The sequence below is a fragment of the bacterium genome (assembly GCA_016873475.1).
GTDB lineage: Bacteria > Krumholzibacteriota > Krumholzibacteriia > JACNKJ01 > JACNKJ01 > VGXI01.
Genome location: VGXI01000017.1, coordinates 19,532 through 31,339 on the forward strand (window position 1 = coordinate 19,532; position 11,808 = coordinate 31,339).

The following is an 11,808-nucleotide window of genomic DNA, read 5'->3' on the forward strand; positions in this document are numbered from 1 at the left end:
CTGGCCATGCCCATCACCACATGTCCGACGAGCCCGTGGTCCACGGCCGTGTGTTCGAGCGTTGCCGCGATGGCGAGGCCGCCGAGTTGCGTGGCGCTGAAGCGCGCGAAGAGACCCGGGCCCTGATTGTCCTTCAGGATGTCGGCGCGGGGCGTGCGCCGCCCACCTTCGAGGATGACCACCGCCTCTCTTGCGTTCATCTCCGCCTCCTCATTCGTGCATGAAGACGGCCGGCACCCGCGGCCCGTTCTGGATGCGATTCGTGCATGAAGACGGCCGGCACCCGCGGCCCGTTCTGGATGAAGTTCTTCATCCCGATGTCGTAGTCCACCAGGCCGCGGCAGCGGGCAAACCCGTCGGCCTCGATGCGCAATCCCTCTGGGAGGGGCCGCGTGAGGCCCTTGCGCAGCACGTCGACGAGAACCGCGTCGATGGCCAGGGAGTGGTGGCCGATCTCGAGCGCAGGCAGGGTCGCCGGGAGGGTCAGGGGCGCCGGCGAGACCGGTGCCAGGTTCACCTCGCCGGCGAGGTGGCGACCGATGAGCGTCCTGGCCGCAGCCAGCGGATCGGCCGCCGGTCCGCCGCTGGCCCAACCCCAGGCGCAGGCCTCCTCGGCGCCGATCGGCCGGCCGGTGCGCAGGAGCGCGCAGCCGCGCTCGACGCCGATCAGGCGCGGCAGGCGCTGCGTGCCGCCATATCCGGGAATGATGCCCAGGTTCACCTCCGGCTGTCCCAGCAACAGGTGGGGACCGACGACGCGCGCGTGGCAGGCCATGGCGATCTCGGCGCCGCCGCCCAGCACGGGCCCGTCGAGGGCCGCCACCACCGGCTTGGCAAATGCCGCCAGACGATCGAGCACTCGGTGGCCGGAAAGACACTTGTCGCGCGCCGCCGCGGCCGTCTCGAGCGCCGCCAGTTCCATGATGTCGGCCCCGGCCAGAGCGCCGCCGAAGCCGGTGAGGACGATGCCCTTGACGGTCTCGTCCGTCTCGGCCGCGTCCAGCGCCTCGGCGATCTCCGCCATCGTGCGCTCGTTGAGAGCGTTCATCACCTCGGGCCGGCGGATGCGCAGGACGGCGATGCCGCCCGCGATCTCCACCTCGAGATGCCGCGGAAAGCGCGGCAGCCGTCCGTCGCGCACGCTGGCCGTCAGTTCGAAGCCGGGATGGGCTTCCGCGTACTTCGCGCAGATGGCCTGGACGCGGGTCATGCCCAGGTTCTCGGCGAGGTCGAGCAGTCCCTGGGCGAAGCCCAGCGCATTCTGCGTGAGCCAGTTCAGCTCCCGCGGATGGCAGATGCCCTTGTCGACGACGAAGAACGTGCGGCCGAGCAGCACGGCCAGAATGCGCTCGCGCACCGCCTCGGCCAGGGCGGCCTCGTGTTCCGGGTTCCCCGGCCGCTCGGGATCGTGCCAGGGCGTGTTGCCCTGCTGGCTGAAGATGGCCGGCGGCGCGAACCAGGCGCTACCCGAGGGCGCGTCCCTCATCAGGTTCAGGCACTTGACGTTGAGCAGGTTGCCGCGCGTCAGGTCCATCACGTTGAAGGGGCCGCCGCCGCCGATGGCCGCGTTGACGATGGCGTCCACCTGGGCCGGCGTCGCCAGACCCTCCGCCACGATGCGCGCCGCCTCGGCGCAGTAGTTGCAGAAGATGTCGTCGGCGGCGAAGCAAGGCACATCGGCGGTGATGATGGGCACCTTGCCGAGGCGGGCGAGGCTCTCCAGCATCCGGGTCTCGAAGCGAGCGTCGCCGGAGAGCACCACTTCCATCGGCAGCGAGCGCCAGGCCGGATAGAAGGGGTGGTTGACGAAACAGCGCTCGGGGTGGGCGGCCCGGGCGGCGATCAGGGCGCGGGGAATCCCCGAGGTGGCGAAACCGATCAGGCAATCGGGCCGGAGCACCCTCTCCAGATCGGCCAGGATCTTCTGCTTGATGGCCAGATCCTCGGTGGCCGCCTCCAGGACGTAGTCGCACTCGGCCAGTTCCGCCAGGACCGTGGTGGGCCGCAGGCTCGCTTCGATCCCGTGCGCCGCCCGCAGGCTCAGCTTGCCCCGACTCACGCCTTTGGCCAGATAGCTTCGGATGCGCTCCATGCCGGCACGGAGAGCCTCCTCGCGGATGTCGTGCAGCTGGACGCCGCCACCGCCCGCCTTGGCGAGGGCGGAAGCGAATCCGTAGGCCAGATCGGGACCGATGGACCCTGAACCGATGACAGCGACTCTCATCACGACTCCCTTCGTGTCGATCCGCAATCCCCGCCGCGGCGACCGCGGTTCGCATCTTCCCAGATCCCTAGCCGCGATCCAACGGGAAAGCGCCCCGCGGCGGCCGGGCGCTGCCGGCTTGACAGCCGTCCGTTCGATTCGGTCTACTTGTCGGGCAGCCTTTACCCCAGCGAGGAGGCCACTGATGGCCGAGGAGCAAGTCAGCCGGATCAAGAAGATCAATGCCACCGGCGCCATGAAGGCACTCATGACCGAGTACTTCCAGGAACTCGACCGGGCCGGGCAGGATCCCGGGGCCAAGGTTGCCTGGTGCACCAGCGTCGGACCCGCCGAACTGCTGCGCTCCTTTGGATTCTACGTCTACTTCCCGGAAAACCACGGGGCCATGCTGGGCTCCTCGCGCCTGGCCGGCGACCTCATCCCCGCCGCCAACGCGGCCGGCTACTCCCCGGACATCTGCTCCTATCTCACCAGCGACATCGGCTCCTACCTGAGCCGGCGCACGCCGCTGACGCCGGCCTTCGGCATGGCGGGCGTGCCCCGGCCAGACCTGCTGGTCTTCAACACGAATCAGTGTCGCGACGTGAAGGACTGGTTCGGCTTCTACGAGCGCGAGTTCGGTGTGCCGATGGTGGGCATCGACACCATGCGCAGCATCGAGACGGTCACCGCCAATCACCTGGAAGGGCTCATTGCCCAGCATAAGGCGTTGATTCCCACCCTGGAGGCGGTCTCCGGCCGCAAGTTCGACCTCGATCGCCTCAAGGCGGTCGTGGCCTCCTCCTACCGCTGGGGGGCGTTGATTCCCACCCTGGAGGCGGTCTCCGGCCGCAAGTTCGACCTCGATCGCCTCAAGGCGGTCGTGGCCTCCTCCTACCGCTGCACCCGCCTCTGGAAGAAGGTGCTGCGTCTGGCCGAGCGCCGACCCTCGCCCATCACCTTCTTCGACGGCACCATCCACATGGGACCCGCCGTCGTGCTGCGCGGCGATCCTCGCGCCGAGACCTACTACGAGACCCTAATCGCGGAGCTGGAAGCGCGCATCGCCGCCGGCGAGGGTGCCGTCGCGGGCGAGACCTACCGCTTCTACTGGGACGGCAAAATGCGCGAGCACGCGGAGCTGTTCGCGGGGCATGGGGTCTGCGTGACGGCCTCGACCTACTGCAACAGCTGGATCTTCGAGGCGCTGGGGGACGCCGATCCCTTCGCGGGCATGGCGCGGGCCTATACCGAGCTCTTCATCGTCCGCGGCGAGAAGTACAAGCTGGACTACCTGGAGAGGATGGTTCGCGACTACGGCATCGACGGCGTCGTCTACCATGACGCCAAGACCTGCCCCAACAACTCCAACAATCGCTATGGCCTGCCCGAGCGCTTGGCCGCGAAACTCGGCCTGCCCTACGTGGTGATCAACGGCGATCTCAACGACCTTCGCCTCTACTCCGAGGAACAGGCGCGGACCCAGTTCGAGGCCCTCGTGGAGCAGCTGCGCGAGGCCGGTCAGCCCTCCTGAGGACGGCGCGCCCATGACCGGCCAGGACGCGAACACGGCAAACGAACTCTACTGCGGCGTCGACGTGGGCGCTTCGGCAACCAAGCTAGTGTTGCTGGACGCCGGCGGCGAAGTGCTGGCCCGCATCGTCCATCCTTCCGGCATCGATTACCGGGCCACTGCCCACCGTTGTCGCGATGAAGCCCTCGCCGCGATCGGCGCCGAGGCGGGCCGTCCTGCCGCCACGATCGCGACGGGCTACGGTCGGCACAACGTGGACTTCGCCTCGGGCTCGCTCACCGAGATCCACTGCCACGGCGTCGGCTGCTTCCACAGTTCGCCGCGAGCGATCTCGATCATCGACATCGGCGGGCAGGACAACAAGGTGATTCGCCTGGAGCCGGACGGCCGCCGCGCGAACTTCAAGATGAACCGCAAGTGTGCGGCGGGCACGGGGGCCTTCCTCGAGGAGATCGCGCTGCGCCTGGGCCTCCAACTCGAGGAACTGGATCCTCTGGCGCAGGGTGCCGACGAGACCGTGAAGCTGAGCAGCTTCTGCACGGTCTTCGCCAAGACCGAGATCCTGGCCCACCTGCGACAGGGCGCGCCGGTGGCGGGCATCGTGCGTGGGGCCTTCGTCTCGGTCGTGACCCGCGTGCTGGAGATGGATTCCCTGCTGGGCGACGTGTTGGCCACGGGCGGCGTGGTGGCCCACAATCCGGGCATCGTGGCGATCCTGAGCGAGAAGCTGGGCCGCGATGTCAAGGTGCCTCCCCATCCGCAGTTCACCGGCGCCCTGGGCGCGGCGCTCTCGGCCATGAGTCACACGCACTGAACGCGCCGGTCGCGCAGCGCGCGGCGCCGACCGGCCTGGAACAAGGAGTCGCAGATGCTCGATGGGCTCTTTCGCCCTGGCTCGGTGGCCGTCATCGGCGCCTCGAACAACCCGTTCTCCATCGGCAACATCGTCATCCGCAACCTCGTCACCTACGGCTTCAAGGGTCCGATCTACCCGATCAATCCCAAGGAGCGTTCGATCCGCAGCTTCCGCTGCTTCAAGTCGGTGCTCGAGGTGCCGGACGACATCCGCAACCTCGTCGCCTACGGCTTCAAGGGTCCGATCTACCCGATCAATCCCAAGGAGCGTTCGATCCGCAGCTTCCGCTGCTTCAAGTCGGTGCTCGAGGTGCCGGACGACATCGACCTCGTCAACATCTCCATCAAGAACACGCTCATCCCGCAGACGCTGAAGGAGTGCGGCGATAAGGGTGTGAAGTTCTGCATCGTGCACTCGGCGGGATTCAAGGAGGTGGGCGAAGAGGGCATTCAGCGCGAGCGCGAGATGGTGGCGCTGGCGCATCAGTACGGCATGCGCATCTTCGGGCCGAACAGCCAGGGCATCCAGAACTCGGACCCCGAAGTGTCGGTCTACGCCAACTTCACCTTCGTGCCGATGAAGCCGGGCAACATCTCGATCATCGCCCAGGGCGGCGGCATGGGCGAGCTGCTCAAGCTGCACCTTCACAACGTGGGACTGGGGCATCGCCTCTACTGCTCCTACGGCAACGAGGCCGATCTCACGATGCCCGAGCTGCTCGCCTACTACGGCCAAGATCCGGGCACGCGGGTGATCATGATGCAGATCGAGAGCTTCAAGGACCCGGCCGCCTTCCTCGCCGTGGCGGCGAAGATCACGCCCCATAAGCCCATCCTCGCCATCAAGGCCGGCCGAACCCACGAGGGTTCGGTGGCGGTATCCAGCCATACCGGCACGCTCGTGGATCAGGCCGCCATGGCCACGGCGATGTTCGCCAAGGCCGGGGTCGTCGAGTTCCACGACAGCGAGCAGATGATCAAGGCGGCCATCGCCATGTCCACCCAGGATCCGCCGCGGGGCAAGCGCATCGGCATGGTCACGAACACGGGGGGGCCGGGTATCCAGATGGTCGACGAGGCTGTGAGCCACGGGCTGGAGCTGGCGCGCTGGTCGGAAGCGGGGCGCCAGCGGCTGGCCGAGAGCCTCTACGCCGAGGCGAGCCTGGGCAATCCGGTGGACGTGGTGGCCACGGGCGGCCCCGAGCACTACTTCGCCGCCGTCGACACCCTGCTCAAGGAAGAGGGCGTGGACATGGTCTGCGTCTTTTTCGTGACGGCGCCCTTTGTGGACCTGGACGCCATCGCAGCCAAGATCAAGGAGGCCACCGCGGGCTCGCCGAAGCCGGTGGTGATGGTGGTGGAGACCTCCAGCGAGTACTACCGGCTGGGGTCGACCGCCTGCGCGCCTGCGACATCCCCGTCTACGAATTCGCCGAGGACGGCGCCCGCACCCTGGCTGCCATGGCCCGCTACGCCGAGTTGAAGGGCCGCCCGCAGGAGCCGCCCCCGCAGCTCTCCGTCGATCAGCCGGCCGCGGCGGCCATCCTGGCCCGGCACGCGGGCCGGCACGCCTACCTGCCGCAGGTGGATGCGCTGGCCCTCCTGGCGGCCTACGGTCTGCCCGTGCCCGCGCACGCGGCCATCGGCAGCAGGGGGGACCTGGCCGCGGCGGCGAAGCAGGTCGGCTTCCCCTGCGTGCTCAAGGTCGACTCGCCGGAGATCGTCCACAAGTCGGACGCGGGCGGCGTGGCGCTGGGCATCGCCGATGCCGCCGCCCTCGAGGCCGCCTTTGCGAAGATGGCGAATCGCTTCGCCGGGAGCCAGGCCGCCTACCTCCTCATGGCCGAGCAGGCGGCCGGGCGCGAGATCATCGTGGGCGCCAAGGCGGCCCCCGGTCTGGGCAACCTTCTGCTCTTCGGCCTGGGCGGCATCTTCGTCGAGGTGATGAAGGACATCGCGGTGGGCGTGGCGCCCCTGAGCCGGCCCGAGGCAAGGGCGCTGATCCGGAGCATCAAGGGCTACCCGCTGCTGGCGGGGATCCGGGGCCAGGCCGGCGTCGACCTTGCGGCGCTCGAGGAGCTGCTGCTGCGGGCTTCCCGCCTCGTGGCGGACTTTCCGCAGATCAGCGAGATGGACCTCAATCCCGTCTTCCTCTACCCACGCGGCACGGCGCCGGCGGTGGTGGACGTGCGCCTGCGGATGCAGTAGGCCATGACCCACTGGATCCCGCTCTCCGTGGTCGCGGGATACGTGGCGATGCTCTTCGCCGTCACCGCTTGGGCCCGGCGGCTGACCGCGCGCGGGGGCGGGGGCCTCGTCGGCTATCTGCTCGCCGGGCGCAACCTGCCGACAGGCGTGGCGGCAGCATTGCTGGCCGGGTTGGCCGTGGGCGGCGCCTCTACGATCGGCGTCGCCGAGCAGGCCTATGCGGTGGGCATCTCGGCCGGCTGGTACAACGCTGCCTGGGCATTGGGCGCCATCGTGATGGGGCTTACCGTGGCCGGGCGCTATCGGCGCCTGGAGATCACGACCCTGCCCGAACTCCTCGAGCGCTGCTACGGCGTTCCGGCCCGCGTAATCGGCGTCGTCGGCCAGCTCGTGCTGCAGGTGGTGATCACCTCCCTGCAGTACGTAGCTGGCGGGGCGATCCTCTCCTCCCTGATGCCGGGGGTCTTCAGCTTTCGCAGCGGCATGGCGGTGACGGCGTTGGTCTTCGTCGGGATCACGCTCATCGGAGGCTTCTGGGCCGCAGGCCTGACCAACGTGATCAACGTGCTCTTCATCTACGGCGGCGTGGTTCTCGCTGCAGTGCTGACCGTGGGTCGCCTGGGCGGCGCTGGCGCCCTTGCCGCCCAGCTGCCGCCCGCTCATCCCGGCTTCGACCTGATCGCCGTGGGACCGGGCTTGATCGCCGCCTGGTTCCTCGTCATGGTGACCACCACGCACTCCACGCAGTCGGTGATCCAGATCAGCTTCGCAGCCAAGGACGCGCGCAGCGCCAGTCGCAGCTTCCTGCTTGGCGGGCTCATCATCGCGCCGGTGGGCTTCATCAGCGCGCTGCTCGGCATGGCGGCGGCAGTGCAGTATCCGGGTATCGTGCCGGCGGAGGCCCTGCCGAAGGTGGTGCTCGCCCTGCCGCCCTTCGCGGCAGGGCTGATCCTGGCCGGCCTCTGGGCCGCGGACGTGAGCACCGCCTCTGCTCTGCTCGTGGGCAGCGCCACCTTGGTTTCCCATGACATCATCAAGCGCTTCTTCGCGCCGGAACTCAGCCCCGCGCGCGAACAAGGGCTCAGTCGCCTCACGGTGTTCCTGCTCAGTGTCGCCACTTTCCTGCTTGCCCTCACCGTGAGCGGGATCCTGAAGATGCTCCTGATCGGCCTCACGCTCACCACCGCCTACACGCTGATCGTGCTGATGACCCTGTTCTGGCCGGCTGCCTGCCGGCGCGGCTCCGCCGCCTGGACCCTGGTCGCGACGATGGCCGCGCTCGTCCTCTGGCTGCTGACCCCGCTGCGTTGGCGTTTCTTCCCGCATCCCATCTACTTCACCTGGGTCGTCAGCCTCCTCACCTTCGGCGGTGTTGCTCTCTGGGACCGGCGCCCGATCCCACCGGCCCACCCCGCGAGCGCTGGGTCCAGAATCTCTTCCTGAATTTCAACTTAGCGCGATTTCCCGACATTCTTGACCCCTTTTCCGATACCTGCTAGTCTATCGAACGTTAGTTCTACTACCGGCATCCGCGGGCCGTGCCACGGGGAAGGCGGTGCTGGCGAGATGGAGATTCGCGACTTCCAGTTGCATCGACCGCGCAGTCTGGCCGAGGCCTGCGCGCTCGGCGCCCGCCTCGGCGAGGCTGCGCGGTACTGCGCAGGCGGCACGGAGCTCATCGTCGACTTCCGCGCGCGGCGGGACGGGGCCGATCACCTGATCAGTCTGCGCGAGGTCCCAGGCCTCGCGACCATCGCGGTCCAGGACGATGATCTCCGTATCGGCGCCATGGTCAGCATCGCCGAGATCGCCGAGTCGCCGCTGGTGGCGGCGCGCTTTCCGGCGCTGGGGCTGGCCGCCCGCCTGATGGCCGGCGCGCAGATCCGCGCCCAGGCCACCATCGGCGGCAACTTCTGTCGAGCCGTCTCCTGCGCCGATACGCCTCCCACCTGCATCGCCGGCGAGGCGCGCCTGGCCATGGCGAGCGCCGAGGGCGAGCGGCAGCTGGCCGCCGAGGACTTCTTCACGGGCCCCCGGCAGACCGTGCTGCGTCCGGGCGAGATCGTCACGGCGATTCTCCTGCCCGCCCAGCCCGTGGGCTCCGGCGCCGACTACCAACGCTTCACGCTGCGTGCCGGGCAGGCCCTGGCGGTCGCCGCCGTCGCCGCACGCCTCGTGCTGGTGCGCGGTGTGATCACGGAGGCCCGTCTCTGCCTGGGCGCCGTGGCCCCGACGCCCCTGCTCGTGCCGGCGGCCGCCGCCATTCTCGAGCGCAAGCGGCCGAGCGAGGCGCTCTTCGCGGAGGCTGCCGCAGCCGCCGCGGCCGCCGCTCGTCCCATCTGCGACCTGCGCGGAAGCGACGAGTATCGCCGCGATCTCGTGCGCGTGCTCGCGCGGCGCGCGCTCGCCATGGCCGCGGCCCGGGCGCAGGAGGCCGGACGATGAGCGATCGCGTGCTGGTCAAGCTCACCGTGAACGGGGTCGAGCGTGCCGTGGCCGTGAAGCCGAACGTCACGCTGAAGACCGTCCTGCGCGATCAGCTCGGCCTGACGGGCACCAAGAGCGGCTGCGAGGCCGGCGACTGCGGCGCCTGCACGGTGATTCTGGACGGTCGGGCCGTGAACAGCTGCCTTGTCCTCGCCGTGCAGGCCGATGGCCGGGCGGTGGAGACGATCGAGGGCCTGGGCGTTCGGGGCGAGCTGCACCCCCTCCAGAAGGCTTTCGTCAAGCACGGCGCCCTGCAGTGCGGCTTCTGCACGCCGGGCATGATCATGGCCGCCAAGGCCCTCATCGACCGCCAGCCGGATCCCAGCCGGGAGGAGATCCTCGCCGCGCTCGGCGGCAACCTCTGCCGCTGTGGCGCCTATCCGCGCATCCTCAAGGCGATCCAATCCTGGCGCGATTTCAGCGAGGTGCCGCTCGACACGGAGCCCCTCGACGAACATCGCGAGCAGCCGCGAGAGCACCGCAGCATCGGCCGGGGGGTGACGCGCTACGACGCGCCGGACAAGGTGTCGGGTCGCGCCAAGTACACGGCAGACATCCAACTGCCCGGCATGATCCACGGCAAGATCCTGGGCAGCACCGTGGCCCACGGCATCATCAAGCGCATCGACACCAGCCGGGCGCGGTCGTTGCCCGGGGTGCTCGCCGTCATCACGGGCGCGGATGTGCCCGAGATTCGCTACGGCGTGAGTCCGGCACGCTACGACGAGCACATACTGGCCAAGGAGCGCGTGCGCTACGTCGGCGACGAAGTGGCGGCCGTAGCCGCGATCGACGAGGAGACTGCCGAGCGCGCCATCCGCTTGATCGAGGTGGAGTACGAAGAGCTCCCGGCCGTCTTCGACGCGGAGGCGGCGCTGGCCCCCGGTGCCCCGCTGATTCACCCCGAAGACCCGCGCTACGCTGGCAACATCAACACCGCCGTCAACTGGCACTTCGGCGACGTCGAGGCCGGCTTCGTCGAGGCGGATCACGTGCGCGAGCAGCGCTTCGTCGGCAACCGACCCTATCAGTCGCCGATCGAGCCGCACGCGGCCATCGCTCGCTGGGAACACCACGGCCGGCGACTGACGGTTTGGATGTCCGCCCAGGCGCCGCACTACACGCACCACATGCTCGCTCGGGTCTTCAACCTGCCGCAGGGCGCGATCCGCATGATCAAGCCGGCCGTCGGCGGGGGGTTCGGCGTGAAGGCCGAGACGACGCCGTTGGAGTTCTGTTCTGCGCGGTCATCCTCGCCAAGCTGACCGGCCGGCCGGTGATGATGAAGTACTCGCGCCAGGAGATGTTCGCCCACTTCCGCGGCCGGCACAAGCAGACCATGGATCTCAAGATCGGCGTCAAGAGGGACGGCACGATCACCGCCGTGCAGTCGCGCATCCTCCTGAACGGAGGCGCCTACACGAGCTACGGCATCGTCACCGCCTACTACGCGGGCTCGATGGTGCCCACGCTCTACCGGATTCCGAACTACAAGTACGACGGGTACCGCGTCTACACCAACCTGCCCGCCTGCGGCGCCATGCGCGGGCACGGCGTGCCGCAGCCGCGCTTCGCCTTCGAATCGCTGCTGGACATGATCGCCGAGGATCTCGGTCTCGACCCGGTGGAGATCCGTCTGCGCAACGCGATGACGCCCGATACGCAATCACCTGCAACGATCTGGACATCTCCTCCTGCGAGTTCAAAGCCACTCTCGAGCAGGTCCGCGCGGTGACCGGCTGGAGCGAGAAACGAGGTAAGCTGCGGCCGGGCAGAGGCATCGGCATCGGCTGCGGCGGCTTCGTGTCCGGAGCGGGCTACCCCATCTACCGCTCGGATTTCCCGCACTCGAATGCGGTGATCCGCGTGCACGAGGACGGGATGGCCGTTTCTCTCCACATCGCCACGGCGGAGATCGGTCAGGGCTGCGACACCGTACTGCCGCAGATCGCCGCGGAGGAGTTAGGCATTCCCTACGAGCGGGTCTGGCTGGTGGAGTCCGACAGCGTGCTCGATCCCGTGGACCTGGGCTCTTACGCCAGCCGTGTCACGCTCATGGGCGGCAACGCAGTGAAGATGGCTGCAGCAGAGGTGAAGGCGCAGTTGCTGCAGGTCGCCGGCCAGCGGCTCGGTTGCGACCCGCAGGCGCTCACGGCCCGGGACGGACGCCTGTTCGTGGCCGAACACCCGAGCAAGGGCTTGGCGTGGGATGAGGCGGCGCGCCTGACCTTCGCGCGCACGGGTCCGATCGTCGGCAAGGGCCACTACGCGCCGCCGCCCAACCTGGGCGGCAACTACAAGGGTGCCGCGGTGGGGACCTCCCCCGCCTACAGTTTTTTTCTCGTCCGTGGTGGTCGAGGTCGCCGTGGACCTCGATACCGGCTACGTCAGAGTGGAGCGCATCACCGACGTCAGCGATGCCGGCACCGTGATCAACCCCGTCACTTTCCATGGCCAGGTTGAGGGCGCGGCCATCATGGGCCTGGGCGAGGCCCTGCTGGAAGACACCCTGCACCGGGAC

At 68.7% G+C, this 11,808-nt stretch carries 10 protein-coding genes; 9 read left to right on the forward strand and 1 reads right to left on the reverse strand.

Translation table 11 applies throughout. The features are described from left to right. Positions 1–196 precede the first annotated feature (196 nt). A complete protein-coding gene (locus tag FJ251_02980; GenBank protein ID MBM4116691.1) occupies positions 197–2,473 on the reverse strand; it encodes a 3-hydroxyacyl-CoA dehydrogenase/enoyl-CoA hydratase family protein in 2,277 nt (758 codons plus the stop codon). On the opposite strand from FJ251_02980, the gene FJ251_02985 reads away from it, so the two are divergent. The 9 genes from FJ251_02985 to FJ251_03025 all read left to right on the forward strand — a co-directional run bounded on the left by FJ251_02985 (position 2,409) and on the right by FJ251_03025 (position 11,750). Then, entirely contained in the window at positions 2,409–3,737 is a 1,329-nt protein-coding gene (locus tag FJ251_02985) for a 2-hydroxyacyl-CoA dehydratase (GenBank protein ID MBM4116692.1), read from the forward strand. The two genes, FJ251_02980 and FJ251_02985, sit on opposite strands and share 65 nt — an antisense overlap. 13 nt (positions 3,738–3,750) lie before the next feature. Further along, positions 3,751–4,551 carry an ATPase gene (locus FJ251_02990; GenBank protein MBM4116693.1) on the forward strand — a complete coding sequence of 267 codons (801 nt, stop codon included), beginning with the start codon at positions 3,751–3,753 and terminating at the stop codon, positions 4,549–4,551. A 54-nt stretch (positions 4,552–4,605) separates the two neighbouring features. Continuing rightward, entirely contained in the window at positions 4,606–6,075 is a 1,470-nt protein-coding gene (locus FJ251_02995; protein ID MBM4116694.1) for a hypothetical protein, read from the forward strand. Continuing rightward, entirely contained in the window at positions 6,054–6,800 is a 747-nt protein-coding gene (locus FJ251_03000; GenBank protein MBM4116695.1) for a hypothetical protein, read from the forward strand. Before FJ251_02995 ends, FJ251_03000 begins: the two co-directional genes overlap by 22 nt. Before the next feature lie 3 nt (positions 6,801–6,803). Then, a complete protein-coding gene (locus FJ251_03005) occupies positions 6,804–8,243 on the forward strand; it encodes a sodium:solute symporter family protein (GenBank protein MBM4116696.1) in 1,440 nt (479 codons plus the stop codon). 123 nt (positions 8,244–8,366) lie between these two features. After that, positions 8,367–9,245 (forward strand): xanthine dehydrogenase family protein subunit M, encoded by an 879-nt coding sequence (locus tag FJ251_03010; protein MBM4116697.1) that lies wholly within the window; start codon positions 8,367–8,369, stop codon positions 9,243–9,245. Further along, positions 9,242–10,552, forward strand: coding sequence for a 2Fe-2S iron-sulfur cluster binding domain-containing protein (locus FJ251_03015; protein ID MBM4116698.1), 1,311 nt, complete (start codon positions 9,242–9,244; stop codon positions 10,550–10,552). Before FJ251_03010 ends, FJ251_03015 begins: the two co-directional genes overlap by 4 nt. Beyond that, entirely contained in the window at positions 10,381–11,022 is a 642-nt protein-coding gene (locus FJ251_03020; protein ID MBM4116699.1) for a hypothetical protein, read from the forward strand. The genes FJ251_03015 and FJ251_03020 overlap by 172 nt, the downstream gene beginning before the upstream one ends. Continuing rightward, complete coding sequence (locus tag FJ251_03025) at positions 10,869–11,750, forward strand: hypothetical protein (GenBank protein ID MBM4116700.1); 882 nt, start codon at positions 10,869–10,871, stop codon at positions 11,748–11,750. Before FJ251_03020 ends, FJ251_03025 begins: the two co-directional genes overlap by 154 nt. Positions 11,751–11,808 lie beyond the last annotated feature (58 nt).